This is a genomic window from Sphingomonas sp. GW821-FHT03E12 (genome assembly GCF_059420685.1).
Genome location: NZ_JBWKUF010000002.1, coordinates 509,894 through 522,900, shown reverse-complemented (window position 1 = coordinate 522,900; position 13,007 = coordinate 509,894). Strand labels below are relative to the sequence as shown.

General features: G+C 64.4%; 23 protein-coding genes. 4 read left to right on the top strand and 19 right to left on the bottom strand.

Annotated features, from left to right (window positions below; genetic code table 11):
- Window positions 1-89 precede the first annotated feature (89 nt).
- Both AC07TU_RS08070 and AC07TU_RS08065 read left to right on the top strand, forming a co-directional pair.
- On the top strand, window positions 90-1,298 hold the full coding sequence (locus tag AC07TU_RS08070; RefSeq protein ID WP_495187387.1) for a type III PLP-dependent enzyme: 1,209 nt from the start codon (window positions 90-92) through the stop codon (window positions 1,296-1,298).
- Window positions 1,299-1,450: 152 nt separating this feature from the next.
- Window positions 1,451-1,894, top strand: a complete 444-nt coding sequence (locus tag AC07TU_RS08065) for a VOC family protein (RefSeq protein ID WP_495187386.1) — start codon at window positions 1,451-1,453, stop codon at window positions 1,892-1,894.
- 45 nt (window positions 1,895-1,939) lie between these two features.
- On the opposite strand, the gene AC07TU_RS08060 is transcribed toward AC07TU_RS08065, so the two are convergent.
- A complete protein-coding gene (locus AC07TU_RS08060) occupies window positions 1,940-2,908 on the bottom strand; it encodes a DMT family transporter (RefSeq protein WP_495187385.1) in 969 nt (322 codons plus the stop codon).
- Between the two features lie 84 nt (window positions 2,909-2,992).
- Here AC07TU_RS08060 and AC07TU_RS08055 point away from each other — a divergent pair, with 84 nt between their 5' ends.
- Together AC07TU_RS08055 and AC07TU_RS08050 are read left to right on the top strand one after the other, a co-directional pair.
- Window positions 2,993-3,478, top strand: a complete 486-nt coding sequence (locus AC07TU_RS08055) for an Lrp/AsnC family transcriptional regulator (RefSeq protein ID WP_495187384.1) — start codon at window positions 2,993-2,995, stop codon at window positions 3,476-3,478.
- 277 nt (window positions 3,479-3,755) lie between these two features.
- Window positions 3,756-3,920, top strand: coding sequence for a hypothetical protein (locus tag AC07TU_RS08050; RefSeq protein WP_495187383.1), 165 nt, complete (start codon window positions 3,756-3,758; stop codon window positions 3,918-3,920).
- Window positions 3,921-4,011: 91 nt separating this feature from the next.
- Here the strand turns inward: AC07TU_RS08050 and AC07TU_RS08045 are convergent, their stop codons facing one another.
- From AC07TU_RS08045 to rpsS, 18 genes are all read right to left on the bottom strand, one after another.
- Window positions 4,012-4,662, bottom strand: a complete 651-nt coding sequence (locus tag AC07TU_RS08045) for an adenylate kinase (protein WP_495187382.1) — start codon at window positions 4,660-4,662, stop codon at window positions 4,012-4,014.
- Between the two features lie 31 nt (window positions 4,663-4,693).
- The gene (gene secY, locus AC07TU_RS08040; protein WP_495187381.1) at window positions 4,694-6,058 is read right to left on the bottom strand and encodes a preprotein translocase subunit SecY; all 1,365 of its coding nucleotides are present in this window, start codon (window positions 6,056-6,058) and stop codon (window positions 4,694-4,696) included.
- A gap of 113 nt (window positions 6,059-6,171) precedes the next feature.
- The gene (gene rplO / locus AC07TU_RS08035; RefSeq protein WP_495187380.1) at window positions 6,172-6,708 is read right to left on the bottom strand and encodes a 50S ribosomal protein L15; all 537 of its coding nucleotides are present in this window, start codon (window positions 6,706-6,708) and stop codon (window positions 6,172-6,174) included.
- A 114-nt stretch (window positions 6,709-6,822) separates the two neighbouring features.
- On the bottom strand, window positions 6,823-7,020 hold the full coding sequence (rpmD, locus tag AC07TU_RS08030) for a 50S ribosomal protein L30 (protein ID WP_066574399.1): 198 nt from the start codon (window positions 7,018-7,020) through the stop codon (window positions 6,823-6,825).
- A gap of 5 nt (window positions 7,021-7,025) precedes the next feature.
- Window positions 7,026-7,739 carry a 30S ribosomal protein S5 gene (gene rpsE, locus AC07TU_RS08025; RefSeq protein ID WP_495187379.1) on the bottom strand — a complete coding sequence of 238 codons (714 nt, stop codon included), beginning with the start codon at window positions 7,737-7,739 and terminating at the stop codon, window positions 7,026-7,028.
- A 2-nt stretch (window positions 7,740-7,741) separates the two neighbouring features.
- A complete protein-coding gene (gene rplR, locus AC07TU_RS08020) occupies window positions 7,742-8,098 on the bottom strand; it encodes a 50S ribosomal protein L18 (RefSeq protein WP_447723956.1) in 357 nt (118 codons plus the stop codon).
- Window positions 8,098-8,631 carry a 50S ribosomal protein L6 gene (rplF, locus tag AC07TU_RS08015; protein ID WP_495187378.1) on the bottom strand — a complete coding sequence of 178 codons (534 nt, stop codon included), beginning with the start codon at window positions 8,629-8,631 and terminating at the stop codon, window positions 8,098-8,100. The genes rplR and rplF overlap by 1 nt, the downstream gene beginning before the upstream one ends.
- On the bottom strand, window positions 8,631-9,026 hold the full coding sequence (rpsH, locus tag AC07TU_RS08010; RefSeq protein WP_495161828.1) for a 30S ribosomal protein S8: 396 nt from the start codon (window positions 9,024-9,026) through the stop codon (window positions 8,631-8,633). The genes rplF and rpsH overlap by 1 nt, the downstream gene beginning before the upstream one ends.
- Before the next feature lie 10 nt (window positions 9,027-9,036).
- Entirely contained in the window at window positions 9,037-9,342 is a 306-nt protein-coding gene (rpsN, locus tag AC07TU_RS08005; protein ID WP_066574416.1) for a 30S ribosomal protein S14, read from the bottom strand.
- A 19-nt stretch (window positions 9,343-9,361) separates the two neighbouring features.
- Window positions 9,362-9,946 carry a 50S ribosomal protein L5 gene (gene rplE / locus AC07TU_RS08000; protein ID WP_495187377.1) on the bottom strand — a complete coding sequence of 195 codons (585 nt, stop codon included), beginning with the start codon at window positions 9,944-9,946 and terminating at the stop codon, window positions 9,362-9,364.
- Window positions 9,939-10,256 (bottom strand): 50S ribosomal protein L24, encoded by a 318-nt coding sequence (rplX, locus tag AC07TU_RS07995; RefSeq protein WP_495187376.1) that lies wholly within the window; start codon window positions 10,254-10,256, stop codon window positions 9,939-9,941. Before rplX ends, rplE begins: the two co-directional genes overlap by 8 nt.
- A complete protein-coding gene (gene rplN, locus AC07TU_RS07990; protein WP_066574426.1) occupies window positions 10,256-10,624 on the bottom strand; it encodes a 50S ribosomal protein L14 in 369 nt (122 codons plus the stop codon). The genes rplX and rplN overlap by 1 nt, the downstream gene beginning before the upstream one ends.
- A gap of 78 nt (window positions 10,625-10,702) precedes the next feature.
- Window positions 10,703-10,972, bottom strand: a complete 270-nt coding sequence (gene rpsQ / locus AC07TU_RS07985; protein ID WP_066574429.1) for a 30S ribosomal protein S17 — start codon at window positions 10,970-10,972, stop codon at window positions 10,703-10,705.
- Between the two features lie 13 nt (window positions 10,973-10,985).
- Window positions 10,986-11,189 (bottom strand): 50S ribosomal protein L29, encoded by a 204-nt coding sequence (rpmC, locus tag AC07TU_RS07980; protein WP_254294779.1) that lies wholly within the window; start codon window positions 11,187-11,189, stop codon window positions 10,986-10,988.
- Window positions 11,190-11,194: 5 nt separating this feature from the next.
- On the bottom strand, window positions 11,195-11,626 hold the full coding sequence (gene rplP / locus AC07TU_RS07975) for a 50S ribosomal protein L16 (protein WP_066574435.1): 432 nt from the start codon (window positions 11,624-11,626) through the stop codon (window positions 11,195-11,197).
- 12 nt (window positions 11,627-11,638) lie between these two features.
- A complete protein-coding gene (gene rpsC / locus AC07TU_RS07970) occupies window positions 11,639-12,346 on the bottom strand; it encodes a 30S ribosomal protein S3 (RefSeq protein WP_495187375.1) in 708 nt (235 codons plus the stop codon).
- Window positions 12,346-12,726: a 50S ribosomal protein L22 gene (rplV, locus tag AC07TU_RS07965; protein WP_066574444.1), complete on the bottom strand. Its 381-nt coding sequence runs from the start codon at window positions 12,724-12,726 to the stop codon at window positions 12,346-12,348. Before rplV ends, rpsC begins: the two co-directional genes overlap by 1 nt.
- Entirely contained in the window at window positions 12,726-13,004 is a 279-nt protein-coding gene (gene rpsS, locus AC07TU_RS07960; protein WP_331029835.1) for a 30S ribosomal protein S19, read from the bottom strand. Before rpsS ends, rplV begins: the two co-directional genes overlap by 1 nt.
- Window positions 13,005-13,007 lie beyond the last annotated feature (3 nt).

Below are 13,007 nucleotides of genomic sequence, written 5' to 3'. Positions count from 1 at the left end.
CCTAAATGACCCCTCCGCTGCCCCATGGGACTTCCACCGCAAGGCAGTGTTTTCACCGTATGCCGCAAGGCAATTGGAGGTCCCTTGAGTTGCACAAGCATCATAGCGCGCTCGGGCTAGCGAAAGCCCTTCGTCCCGTCGAGCCGGTAACGCTCGTTCGTCCGCACGCAGCAAAGCGAGCAGCCCGATTCTTCGTTGAGAAGTTTCCGGGGACGACGATGTATGCCGTCAAGGCCAACCCGTCTCCTGAGCTTCTCCAGATCCTCTGGGATGCCGGAATCACGCATTACGACGTCGCGTCGATCGGTGAGGTGCGCATGGCGCGCCGCGCCCTGCCCAAGGCCACCCTGTGCTTCATGCACCCGGTGAAGGCCGAGGAAGCGATCGAGGAAGCGTATTTCGTCCATGGCGTGCGCACCTTCAGCCTCGACACGATGGACGAGCTGGAAAAGATCGTTCGCGCCACCCGTGGTGCGCAGGATCTGAACCTGTGCGTGCGCATCCGCGTCTCGTCGGATCATTCGAAGCTCAGCCTCGCCGCCAAGTTCGGTGCGGAGCCGGAGGATGTGGCAGAGCTGCTCGTCGCAACCCGCCAGGCTGCCGACGCGCTCGGCATCTGCTTCCATGTCGGATCGCAGGCGATGACCCCGGCCGCCTATGCCGAGGCGATGGAGCGCGTTCGCGTCGCCATCGTCGCCTCGTCGGTCACGGTCGACATCGTCGATGTCGGCGGGGGCTTCCCTTCGACCTATCCGGGCATGGAGCCGCCGCCGCTCGACGCCTATTTCGGCGTGATCCACAACGCGTTCGAGAATCTGCCGATCTCGTACAGCGCGGAACTGTGGTGCGAGCCGGGCCGGGCCCTCTGCGCCGAATACAGCTCGCTGATCGTCCGCGTCGAAAAGCGCCGCGGCGACGAGCTGTACATCAACGACGGCGCCTATGGCGCGCTGTTCGATGCGGCGCATGTCGGCTGGCGCTTCCCGGTCACGCTGCTGCGCGAAGGCGTGGATGCGGAGACCGAGTCGTTCAGCTTCTACGGCCCGACCTGTGACGACATGGATCACATGGCGGGCCCGTTCGAGCTGCCGGCGGACGTCCAGGCGGGCGACTATATCGAGGTCGGCATGCTCGGCGCCTATGGCTGCGCGATGCGTACCGCGTTCAATGGCTTCGGTTCGGACACCGTCCACGAAGTGACCGACGAGCCGATGGCGACGCTCTATTCGGGCATCGCGATCGAGCGCCCGACCAACGTCGTCAGCCTCGACCAGTTCAAGCGCCGCGCGCGCCGCTGAGTTCGAGACTGGACCAGAAACAGGGCCGTCGTCCTCCGGGGCGGCGGCCCTTTTCCTTGCACGGCAGGGCGCGCTGCTGACACCAAAACGCAGCGAAAGCGTCTATAGTGCGGCAGCGCCGCGCTGAGCGGCCGAACCAAGGAGAGCCTGTCATGAAAATCGTGACCAGCCTGAGCTTCCAGGGCCAGTGCCGCGAAGCCTTCGAATTCTACGCCAAGGTCCTGGGCGGCACGATCACCGCAGCCATGCCCTATGGCGACGCCCCGCCCGAAATGCCGGTCAGCGAGGACAAGAAAGACTGGCTGATGCATTGCTGGATGGACGTCGGCGACCAGTCGATGATGGGCGCCGACATGGACATCGAATGGGCCCCCAATATCGACAAGCCCAAGAACGGCTTCGACGTCACCCTGCACAGCGAGGACAAGGACGAGGCGCAGCGCTGGTTCGACGCGCTGTCCGAAGGCGGGCGGGTCGTGATGCCCTTCGCCGAAACCTTCTGGTCGCCGGGCTATGGCGCGCTGGTCGACCGGTTCGGCATCCCCTGGATGGTCAACACCCGTCCTGCGGGCGACTGGACGCCCGGACAAGGCTGACGATCGAAGGAACGGGCCGCTCCCCTAAGGGGTAGCGGCCCTTGTTCAATGCGCTTTGGCGAGCACCTCATGCCGACGATGTGCAGCAATGCACGACAGCACGCTCGCCACCACCAGCCCAAACGCGGCGATCTCCAGCGGGAGCGGTAGCCGCTGCTCCCACAGGAAGCCATAGATCAGCGCGAACAGCGTCTCGAACAGGATCATCTGCCCGACCATCGTCAGTGGCAGCAGCCGGCTCATCCGGTTCCACAGCGCGTTGGCGACGATCGACGCGAGCAGCGCGACCCCGATCGACACCCCCGCCAGCTGAAGCCACGCCGCCGGCTCGTGGTGCATCGGTTCGAAGGACAGGGTCACCGGGATCAACGCTACCGCCTGCACGCCGGTGACGAGACCGATCAGCAGGTTCCAGTCCTGCGCCGAAACCCGATCGAGCCGCGCCAGGCAGCGGCTGTTGCCCACTGCAAACGCCGTCCACGATACGAGCGCGCCGATCGCGCAAAGCAGCCCGGTCAGTTGCGCCGTTCCCGCTGCGGGCACGGCCAGTGCCTGCCAGCCGATACAGACGACCCCGGCAGTGCACAGCAGCAGCGACGGGGCCAGCAGACGCAGCGGAACCGCACCCGACTCGCGGCTGCCGATGATCGTCACCGCTACCGGGAGAAAGCCAATGACGAGCGAAGTCATCGCGATCCCGCCCGTCTGCACCGCGGCCGACAGCAGGACATAGTAGAGCGTGTTGCCCGCCAGCGAGAGCCACACCAGTGAAAACCAGTCGTGGCGGCTGAGGATCGCCGTCAGCACGCGCCAGCGCGGTGCGATCAGCGCAACGGACAACAGGCCATAGGCAAGGTAGCGGCCGATCGCGAGCTGGAGCGGCGTGAACTGCCCCGCCAGCTCCGGCGCCAGGAACACCAGTCCCCATAGGGCGCCGGCCCCCATGCCGAACACAATGCCCAGACGAGTGCGGTTGGACGGCGACACGGCGGGTAGCTCCACAATCAACCTCATGCTTCCAAGATCGGCAGGGAATAGCGGCGAATTGGCGGGTTTTGCGCCCTTGATCGGGGCACAAAATGCAACAAAATCCCGCCTATGGCCCGATCGACCTCCGCAAAGCGCATCCTGGACAGTTTCGACCGTGCGATCCTGCGGATCCTTCAGCGCGACAACAAGACGCCCCAGCGCCGGATCGGCGAAGCGGTGAACCTTTCCGCTGCTTCGGTCCAGCGCCGCATCACGGCGATGGAGGAAGCCGGGATCATCGCGCGCAACGTCGCGATCGTCGACACCCAGTCTGTCGCGATGACGATCACCTCGATCGTCGAGGTTCAGATGATCAACGAGCATCAGCAGACCGCCGCCGCGGCGCGCGCGCTGTTCCAGGCCACGCCCGAGGTCCAGCAATGCTATTATGTCACCGGCGGGATCAGCTTCGTGCTGGTGATCGTCGCGCCCGACATGCCGGCCTATGAAACCCTCACCCGCCGCCTCTTCAACGAGAACGAGGCCGTAGCGAGTTTCCGCAGCCTGATCGCGCTCGACCGGGTGAAGACGGGCAGTGAGATCGTCATTCCGTGATGGTAGCGGCACATCCATTGCGGACTTTGGAACACCCCGTCATTCTCGCCACGTGATCAGCCCCTGGGAGAAAGCGCGAAGAACTGCCGTGCGACGGGCGATTGGCAATCGTCGCGATCCGCAGCCCGTCGTGCTGTCCCGCGGGCCGGCATATCTTGTCGCTCATGCCTGCTTCGATTGCCGCAAATCTTGGAAGGTCAGGGCGGACACGGACCCTCTGTGCCCACAATGCGCTGCCCCGCTCAAAGAAATGGGCCGTGCCTTCAAGGCACCCAGGATGAAGGATGTGACGCAGTGGCAGAAGGTTGAGGCCCTGTGGCGCGCTGGTTTTCGCTTCTGGCCATCGCCCTCAACCGAAGTCGAGCAGCTTCCCGATCGACTGCGCGAGGTGGACGAATTCATCCGGCGAAATCCCGACCACCCACTACGGCTGGTGCGATAGGATCCGCTTCCGGGCTGCGCGAACGGTTGGTCCACGCCCCCAAAGAAAAAGGGGGCCGAAGCCCCCTTCCCTTGCGACCTGACGCTCCGGCTTACGCCTTGCCGTCCAGGATCGCCTCGATCGCCTCGGTAACCTCGGCGATATCGGCCATGCCGTCGACGCGCTTCACCAGGCCGCGCGCCTCGTAGATCGGCAGGATCGGTGCGGTCTTGGCGCGATACTCGGCCATGCGCGTGCGCACCGTTTCCTCATTGTCGTCAGGACGGCGCTTGAACTCGGTTCCGCCGCACTGGTCGCACTTGCCCTCGACCTTGGGCAGCTTGAACTTGTCGTGATAGCCCTCGCCGCATGTGGCGCAGGTGAAACGGCCGGTGATGCGCTCGACCAGTGCGTCCTCGTCCACCACCAGCTCGATCACATGGTCGAGCTTGCGGCCGCGATCAGACAGGATCGTGTCGAGCGACTCCGCCTGCGCGGCGGTGCGGGGATAGCCGTCGAAGATCGCCCCTTTGTCACCAAGGCCGTCGAGGCTTTCGCCGATGATGCCGCTCACGATCTCGTCGGAGACGAGCTCGCCCGCCTCCATCACCGCCTTGGCCTTGAGGCCCACCGGCGTGCCGGCCTTCACCGCGGCGCGCAGCATGTCGCCCGTCGAAAGCTGGACCATGCCACGCTCGTCTTCGAGCCGCGAAGCCTGGGTGCCCTTACCGGCCCCCGGAGGCCCCAACAGGATGATGTTCAACAGATTTTCCCCTCTGTTGCCGCTCCGCCTGTCAGCGGAGTCGGCCGCCCTTCAATTTCGCCTTCTTGATCAGGTCGCCATACTGGTGTGCCAGCAGGTGCGACTGGATCTGCGTGACCGTGTCCATCGTCACGTTGACCACGATTAGCAGGCTTGTGCCGCCGAGATAGAAGGGAATGGCGAGCGCAGAAACCAGATATTCCGGCAACAGGCAGATAATGGTCAGATATGCCGCGCCGATCACGGTGATGCGCGTCAGCACATAGTCGAAATAGGCCTCGGTGTTCTTGCCGGGGCGGATGCCCGGGATGAACCCGCCATATTTCTTCAGGTTGTCGGCCGTCTCCTCGGGATTGAACACCACGGCGGTGTAGAAGAACGAGAAGAAGATGATGCCGGCACCGTAGAGCAGCATGTACACGAGGCTGCCGTGCTGCAGATACTGGTTGAGGCTGATGATGAAGTCGCCCCACCAGCCCTGGCCGGCCTGCTGCTGGCCCGCGAACTGGCTGATCGTCAGCGGCATCAGCAGCAGCGAGCTGGCGAAGATCGGCGGGATCACGCCCGCGGTGTTGATCTTGAGCGGCAGGTGGCTGCGCTCGCTCTGCACGCCGCGCTGGGTCTGACGCTTGGGATACTGGATCAGGATGCGGCGCTGCGCGCGCTCCATGAAGCAGATGAACAGCACCAGCAGCGCCACTGCGCCGAGGATCGCGACCAGCGTCACCGGGTTCATCGAACCGCTGCGGCCGCCTTCGAACAGCTGGACCAGCGTGGTCGGCAGGTGGGCGACGATGCCGGCCATGATGATCAGCGAGATGCCGTTGCCGACGCCGCGGCTGGTGATCTGCTCACCCAGCCACATCAGGAACATGGTGCCGCCGATCAGCGAGATGACCGCGGCGACGCGGAACAGCATGCCCGGCTCGACCACGGGGGCGAGGCCCTGGGTCGCACCCAGCGTCTCGAGGCCCACGGCGATGACATAGCCCTGTACCGCGGTCAGCGCGACCGTGCCGTAGCGGGTATATTGGTTGAGCTTCTTGCGCCCGCTCTCACCTTCCTTCTTGATCGCGGCAAGCGCCGGCGAAAGCGAAGTCGCGAGCTGAACGACGATCGAGGCGGTGATGTAGGGCATCACGCCAAGCGCGATCACCGACATGCGCTCCAGCGCGCCGCCCGAGAAGGTGTTGAAGAAATCGAGCACGCCGCCCTGGGTGCGCTGCGCGAGCAGGCCGAGCTGCGTGGGATCAACGCCCGGCAGCGGCACATAGCTCAGCATCCGGAAGATGATCAGCGCGCCGAGGGTGAACCACAGGCGCTTCTTGAGTTCGGTGGCCTGACCAAATTTGGACAGGTTCAGGCCGGATGCGAGTTGATCGGCTGCGGATGCCATTCAGATATTTCCCGGAAACCAAAGCGGCGGAGAAGCGTCAACCGCTGCCCCGCCGCTCATATAGGTTACTGACGGAGCAGGGCAATGCATGGATCGCCCCGTCCACAGCTAAGTCAGGCCTTACCGGCCTTCTTCGCGGCGATGACCTTCTGCACCGAACGATGCTTCGCGGCATGCTTCTCGGCAGCCGGAACGATCGTCGGGATGGTGACCTTGCCGCCAGCCTTCTCGACCGCCTCGATCGCGCCCTTCGACGCGCCGGCAACGGTGAAGTTCAGCTTCGCCTTGAGCTCGCCCTTGGCCAGCAGGCGGACGCCGTCCTTGCCGCCGCGCGCCAGGCCGACGGCCTTCAGCGCCGCGTGGTCGATGTCGGTCGCGGTCAGCTTGCCGGCGTCGACCAGCTTCTGGATCGCGCCCAGGTTGACCTCGGCATAGTCCTTGGCGTTCGGATTGTTGAAGCCGCGCTTCGGGATGCGCATGTGGAGCGGCATCTGACCGCCCTCGAAGCCGTTGATCGCGACGCCCGAACGTGCCTTGGCACCCTTCTGGCCGCGGCCCGCGGTCTTGCCCTTGCCCGAGCCGATGCCGCGTCCGACGCGCATCCGGCCCTTGCGGGCGCCTTCATTGTCCTTGATGTCGTTCAGTTTCATTGTCTGCACTCGCTTTCGCTTTTGTCGCGCTCGATTCCCGGGGAGTCCGGAAACCGGAAAGGGGGCCGATAGCCCCCTCCCCTTAATCTGTCACCTGGAAAGGTGCCGAAGGCCTTAGCCCTCGATCACCTCGACCATGTGATGCACCTTGCGGATCATGCCGCGAACTTCAGGGGTGTCCTGCAGTTCGCTCACCTTGTGCATCTTGTTCAGGCCCAGACCGACCAGCGTCGCGCGCTGATCCTTGGTGCGGCGGATCGGCGAACCGGTCTGCTTCACCTTGACGGTCTTGGCTGCTTCCTTCTTCGCCATGCGCGTTACTCCGTGATCGCCGCGGCGTCAGCCTCGGCGGTCTGCGAGCCGCCACGGCCCAGCAGATCGGCGATCTTCTTGCCACGACGCTGCGCCACCGCCTTCGGCGAAGTCTGGTCGCCCAGAGCCTCGAAGGTGGCGCGGATCATGTTGTAGGGGTTCGACGTGCCGACCGACTTGGTCACGACGTCCGCAACGCCCAGGCTCTCGAAGACGGCGCGCATCGGGCCGCCCGCGATGATGCCGGTGCCCGGAGGCGCCGAGCGGACGGTAACGTTGCCGGCACCGAAATGGCCGCGGCCATCATGGTGCAGGGTCCGGCCCTCGCGCAGCGGCACGCGGACCATCGCCTTCTTGGCAGCTGCGGTCGCCTTCGAAATGGCTTCCGGCACTTCGCGCGCCTTGCCATGACCGAAGCCGACACGGCCCTTGCCGTCGCCCACGACGACCAGCGCCGCGAAGCCGAAGCGCTTGCCGCCCTTCACCGTCTTCGAGACGCGGTTGATGTGGACGAGCTTCTCGATCAGCTCTTCACCGCCGTCTTCCGCGCCACCGCGACGATCGTCGCGGCGTCCACGGTTGCCGTCGCGGCCACCACGGCCACGGTTGTCGCCACCCGGGCCACGGCCACGGCCGCCACGGCCGCCACGCGGTGCGCCCGCGTCAGGAGCGGCGGCGCCTTCGACCGGCGTTTCGGTCGTGTTGATTTCATCCGCCATGCTTAGAACTCCAATCCGCCTTCACGGGCGGCATCTGCCAGCGCCTTGACGCGTCCGTGGAACAGGAAACCACCACGGTCGAAGACGACCTGCGTCACGCCAGCCTTCTTGGCGGCTTCCGCGATGCGGAGGCCGACAGCCTTGGCGGCATCGATGTTCGCGCCGGTCGTGCCACGCACGTCCTTTTCCAGCGTCGAGGCGGCGGCCAGGGTCTTGCCCTGGGCGTCGTCGATCACCTGCACATAGATGTGCTTGCCCGAACGGTGCACCGACAGCCGCGGACGGCTGCCCGAACGCGCCTTCAGCGCGGTCCGGTTGCGACGGCGGCGCTTCTCGAAGAGAGAGAGACCCTTGCTCATTACTTCTTCTTCCCTTCCTTGCGGAAGATGAACTCGCCCTCGTACTTGATGCCCTTGCCCTTATAGGGCTCCGGCTTCCGCCAGCGGCGAATTTCGGCCGCAAACTGGCCGACCTTCTGCTTGTCGTTGCCCGAGATCTCGACCGTGGTCTGATCCGGAGTCTTCACCTCGACGCCTTCCGGCACTTCAAGATCGACGTCGTGCGAATAGCCGAGCTGAAGCTTGAGCTTCTTGCCCTGCGCGTTCGCGCGGTAACCGACGCCAGTGATGAGCAGCTTCTTCGAGAAACCCTCGCTCACGCCCGTGACCAGGTTCTGGACCAGCGTGCGCTGCATGCCCCAGAACGCCTTGGCGCGCTTGGTGTCGTTCGCAGGCTTCACGTTGATCGCGCCATCCACCACCTCATAGGTGATGTCGTCGGCGGTCGGCATCGTCAGGGTGCCCTTCGGCCCCTTGACGCTGATCTGGCCGCCCTCGACGCTGGCGGTGACGCCGGCGGGGACGGTGATCGGCTTCTTACCGGTGCGGCTCATCAGAACACCTCCGCCAGCACTTCGCCACCAACGTTCTGGTCGCGCGCTTCAGCGTCCGACAGAACGCCGCGGGGCGTCGAAACGATGGTGATGCCCAGGCCGTTGCGGATCTTCGGGAGCTCCTTCGAGCCCGAATAGATGCGACGGCCCGGCTTCGAGACGCGCGCGATCGACTTGATCGCGGGCTGGCCCTCGAAATACTTCAGCTCGATGCGGATGCCGGCTGCGGGGCCCATCTGCTCTTCGCTGTAGCCACGGATATAGCCTTCGCGCTGAAGCACGTCGAGCACGCGGGCGCGCAGCTTCGACGCGGGCGTCAGGACGCTGTCCTTACGCGCGCGCTGGCCGTTGCGGATGCGGGTGAGCATATCACCCAGGGGATCGGTCAATGCCATCTTCTAACCCTTACCAGCTCGACTTGGTGACGCCGGGGATCATGCCCTTATTGGCAAGATCACGCAGAATCACGCGCGCCAGACGGAACTTGCGGTAGTAACCGCGCGGACGGCCGGTCAGCTCGCACCGGTTACGGATGCGGGTCGGATTCCCGTTGCGGGGAATCTCGGCCATCTTGAGACGCGCGATCAGACGCTCGGTCTCGTCGAGCGACTTGTCAGCCGCAATCGCCTTCAGCTTCGCATACTTGCCGGCGTACTTCTTCACCAGCTGCTTGCGACGCTCGTTCTTGTTCACGGAACTCAGTTTCGCCATGACTTAAGTTCTCTTTCCCTTACGCTGCCTGCTTCGCTTCGCCGTCCGCATCGCGCGGGAACGGGAAGCCGAAGAGACGGAGAAGCTCGCGAGCCTCCTCGTCGGTCTTGGCGGTGGTGGTCACGATCACGTCCATGCCGCGCACCTTGTCGATGCGGTCATAGTTGATCTCGGGGAACACGATCTGTTCCTTGATGCCGCAGGCATAATTGCCACGGCCGTCGAACGACTTGTCGTTCAGCCCGCGAAAGTCGCGAACGCGCGGCAGCGCGATCGTGATGAAGCGGTCGAGGAACTCGTACATCCGCTCGCGGCGCAGCGTGACCTTGCAGCCGATCGCCATGCCTTCACGCAGCTTGAACTGCGCGATCGACTTCTTCGCCTTGGTGACGACCGGCTTCTGACCGGCGATCAGCTCCATTTCAGAAGCGGCCTGCTCGACCTTCTTCTTGTCCTGGGTGGCTTCGCCGACGCCCATGTTGAGCACGATCTTCGAGATCTTCGGCACTTCCATGACGTTCTTGTAACCGAACTTCTCGGTCATCGCCTTGGCGATGGTCTCGTCATAGAGCTTCCGCATGCGCGGCGTGTAGGTGTCAGCCATTGATGACCTCCCCGGTCTTGACCGCAACGCGCACCTTCTTGCCATCACGCTCTTCGAAGCGGACGCGGGTCGCCTTGCCATCCTTGGTCACGTGCGCGACCTTGGAGACGTTCAGCGGAGCCTCGGCGCGCTCCAGGCCACCCTGCGGGTTGGTCTGGGTCGGCTTGCGGTGACGCACCGCAATGTTGACGCCCGAAACGACGACCTTGCCGTCCTTCGGAAGCGACTTGGTGACTTCGCCGGTCTTGCCCTTGTCCTTGCCGGACAGGACGATGACCTGGTCACCCTTCTTGATCTTGGCAGCAGCCATCACAGCACCTCGGGGGCGAGCGAAATGATCTTCATGAAGCCCTTCGAGCGCAGCTCGCGGACCACCGGGCCAAAGATACGGGTGCCGATCGGCTCCTCGTTCTTGTTGACCAGGACGGCAGCGTTGCCGTCGAAGCGAATGACCGAGCCATCGGCGCGGCGAACGTCCTTGGCGGTGCGGACGATGACGGCGCGGTGCACGTCACCCTTCTTCACCTTGCCGCGGGGCTGCGCTTCCTTGATGCTGACGACGATGACGTCGCCCACGCCGGCGAAGCGACGCTTCGACCCGCCCAGCACCTTGATGCACTGAACCCGCTTCGCGCCGCTGTTGTCCGCGACGTCGAGATTGGATTGCATCTGGATCATTGATCCGGTTCCTTCTCGTTTGGCCTACCGGGACGTTTCGCCCGGCGGTTCCAGTTGAACTCTCGAGTCCGTGAGGACTTAAGCGATGTCGGCCCGCTCGGGGGTCGCGTGGGTGTTCACCCGCTCGATCACCTTCCAGGTCTTCAGCTTGCTGATCGGCGCAGTCTCTTCGATGCGCACGGTCTCGCCAGCCTTGTACTCGTTCGCCTCGTCATGGGCGTGATACTTCTTCGAGCGACGGATGATCTTGCCATAGAGCGGGTGCTTGACCTTGCGCTCCACGTTCACGACCACCGTCTTGTCGCCCTTGTCGGACACGATCTGCCCGGTCAGCACGCGCTTCGGCATGTTCGTTGTCCTCTTACTTCGCAGCCGAGCGCGAACGCTCGGACTGCAGCGTCTTGATGCGAGCGATGTCCTTGCGGACCTCCTTCACGCGGCTCGGCTTCTCGAGCTGGCTGGTCGCTGCCTGGAAACGGAGGTTGAACGCCTCGCGCTTCAGGTTGCCCAGCTCTTCGCCAAGCTGATCGTCGCTCTTCGCGCGCAGATCGGTTGCCTTGGTCATCTTATTCAACCCTCCAGGTGCGACGTGTCGCCGAGGCGGGCCACGACCTTGGTCTTGATCGGCAGCTTCATCGCCGCGCGCTCGAACGCTTCCGCTGCGAGCGGGCCGGGAACGCCGTCCAGCTCGAACAGGATGCGGCCGGGCTTGACGCGGGCGGCCCAATATTCAGGAGCGCCCTTGCCCGAGCCCATGCGGACTTCGGCCGGCTTGCTCGACACGGGCAGGTCCGGGAACACGCGGATCCAGAGACGGCCCTGACGCTTGATGTGACGCGTGATCGCGCGGCGAGCCGCCTCGATCTGACGTGCGGTGATCCGCTCCGGCTCCATCGCCTTCAGGCCGTACGAGCCGAAGTTCAGGCTCGCGCCGCCCTTGGCCTCGCCCTTGATGCGGCCCTTGAAGGCCTTGCGGAACTTGGTGCGCTTCGGTTGCAGCATTGTCCTTAACCCTTAGCGACGGTCGTCGCGCGCAGGGCGAACGCCCGACGTCTGCGATTCCATGTTCAGGCGATCAGTCGCCATCGGATCATGGCCCAGGATCTCGCCCTTGAAGATCCAGACCTTGACGCCGCACACGCCATAGGCGGTGTGGGCCTGCGCCTCGGCATGGTCGATGTTCGCGCGCAGCGTGTGGAGCGGAACGCGGCCTTCGCGATACCATTCCGAACGTGCGATTTCGGCGCCACCCAGACGGCCGCCGCAGTTGATGCGGATGCCCTCTGCGCCCAGGCGCATCGCCGACTGAACGGCGCGCTTCATGGCGCGGCGGAACGCGATACGACGCTCCAGCTGATCGGCAATGCCCTGCGCGACGAGCTTGGCGTCGACTTCCGGCTTGCGGATCTCGACGATGTTCAGCGACACGTCCGAGCTCGTCATCGAACCGAGCTTCTTGCGAAGCTTTTCGATGTCAGTGCCCTTCTTGCCGATGATCACGCCAGGACGCGCGGCATAGATGCTCACGCGGCACAGCTTCGCAGGACGCTCGATCACCACCTTCGAGATCGCTGCCTGGGGCAGCGCCTTGAGGATGTACTGGCGGATCTTCAGATCCTCCAGCAGCAGGCGGCCATAGTCCTGGCCTTCCGCGAACCAGCGGCTGTCCCAGGTGCGGTTGATCTGCAGGCGCAGACCGATCGGGTTGCTCTTGTGACCCATTATGCTTCTTCCTGCACTTCACGCACCACGATCCGGAGCCGGCTGAACGGCTTCAGGATGCGGGTCGACTTGCCGCGACCACGGGTGTGGAACCGCTTCATGGTGATCGACTTGCCGACCGACGCCTCGGTGACGACGAGCGCGTCGACGTCGAGGTTGTGGTTGTTCTCGGCATTGGCGATGGCCGAAGCCAGCACCTTGCGCGCGTCCACCGCCATCGCCTTCTTCGAGAAGGCGAGGATGTTCATCGCGTCGCCGGCTTTCCGGTTGCGGATCAGCGCCGCCACCAGATTCAGCTTCTGCGCCGAACCACGGATCTGCGTGCCGACCGACAGCGCCTCATTGTCGCCAACGCGACGGGGAGCCTTAGGCTTCGACATTAGCGCTTACCCTTCTTGTCGGCCGCGTGGCCCGGGAAGTACCGGGTCGGCGCGAACTCGCCGAGCTTCATGCCAACCATGTCCTCGTTCACCGACACCGGCACGAACTTGCGGCCGTTGTAGACGTTGAAGGTCAGGCCGACGAACTGCGGCAGGATGGTCGAACGACGCGACCAGGTCTTGATCGGACCAGCGCGGCCCGAATTCTCCTGCGCCGTTTCGGCCTTCTTCAGGAGATGCAGGTCCACGAAAGGACCCTTCCAAACGGAACGAGCCATCGT

Excerpts from the sequence above, each read along its gene's own strand:
- AC07TU_RS08065 (WP_495187386.1), top strand. The coding sequence starts at position 1,451 with ATGAAAATCGTGACCAGCCTGAGCTTCCAGGGCCAGTGCCGCGAAGCC.
- AC07TU_RS08060 (WP_495187385.1), bottom strand. The coding sequence starts at position 2,908 with ATGAGGTTGATTGTGGAGCTACCCGCCGTGTCGCCGTCCAACCGCACT.
- AC07TU_RS08055 (WP_495187384.1), top strand. The coding sequence starts at position 2,993 with ATGGCCCGATCGACCTCCGCAAAGCGCATCCTGGACAGTTTCGACCGT.
- AC07TU_RS08050 (WP_495187383.1), top strand. The coding sequence starts at position 3,756 with ATGAAGGATGTGACGCAGTGGCAGAAGGTTGAGGCCCTGTGGCGCGCT.
- secY (WP_495187381.1), bottom strand. The coding sequence starts at position 6,058 with ATGGCATCCGCAGCCGATCAACTCGCATCCGGCCTGAACCTGTCCAAA.
- rplO (WP_495187380.1), bottom strand. The coding sequence starts at position 6,708 with ATGAAACTGAACGACATCAAGGACAATGAAGGCGCCCGCAAGGGCCGG.
- rpmD (WP_066574399.1), bottom strand. The coding sequence starts at position 7,020 with ATGGCGAAGAAGGAAGCAGCCAAGACCGTCAAGGTGAAGCAGACCGGT.
- rpsE (WP_495187379.1), bottom strand. The coding sequence starts at position 7,739 with ATGGCGGATGAAATCAACACGACCGAAACGCCGGTCGAAGGCGCCGCC.
- rplR (WP_447723956.1), bottom strand. The coding sequence starts at position 8,098 with ATGAGCAAGGGTCTCTCTCTCTTCGAGAAGCGCCGCCGTCGCAACCGG.
- rplF (WP_495187378.1), bottom strand. The coding sequence starts at position 8,631 with ATGAGCCGCACCGGTAAGAAGCCGATCACCGTCCCCGCCGGCGTCACC.
- rpsH (WP_495161828.1), bottom strand. The coding sequence starts at position 9,026 with ATGGCATTGACCGATCCCCTGGGTGATATGCTCACCCGCATCCGCAAC.
- rpsN (WP_066574416.1), bottom strand. The coding sequence starts at position 9,342 with ATGGCGAAACTGAGTTCCGTGAACAAGAACGAGCGTCGCAAGCAGCTG.
- rplE (WP_495187377.1), bottom strand. The coding sequence starts at position 9,946 with ATGGCTGACACCTACACGCCGCGCATGCGGAAGCTCTATGACGAGACC.
- rplX (WP_495187376.1), bottom strand. The coding sequence starts at position 10,256 with ATGGCTGCTGCCAAGATCAAGAAGGGTGACCAGGTCATCGTCCTGTCC.
- rplN (WP_066574426.1), bottom strand. The coding sequence starts at position 10,624 with ATGATCCAGATGCAATCCAATCTCGACGTCGCGGACAACAGCGGCGCG.
- rpsQ (WP_066574429.1), bottom strand. The coding sequence starts at position 10,972 with ATGCCGAAGCGCGTGCTGACCGGGCAGATCGTGTCCGACAAGGGCGAC.
- rpmC (WP_254294779.1), bottom strand. The coding sequence starts at position 11,189 with ATGACCAAGGCAACCGATCTGCGCGCGAAGAGCGACGATCAGCTTGGC.
- rplP (WP_066574435.1), bottom strand. The coding sequence starts at position 11,626 with ATGCTGCAACCGAAGCGCACCAAGTTCCGCAAGGCCTTCAAGGGCCGC.
- rpsC (WP_495187375.1), bottom strand. The coding sequence starts at position 12,346 with ATGGGTCACAAGAGCAACCCGATCGGTCTGCGCCTGCAGATCAACCGC.
- rplV (WP_066574444.1), bottom strand. The coding sequence starts at position 12,726 with ATGTCGAAGCCTAAGGCTCCCCGTCGCGTTGGCGACAATGAGGCGCTG.
- rpsS (WP_331029835.1), bottom strand. The coding sequence starts at position 13,004 with ATGGCTCGTTCCGTTTGGAAGGGTCCTTTCGTGGACCTGCATCTCCTG.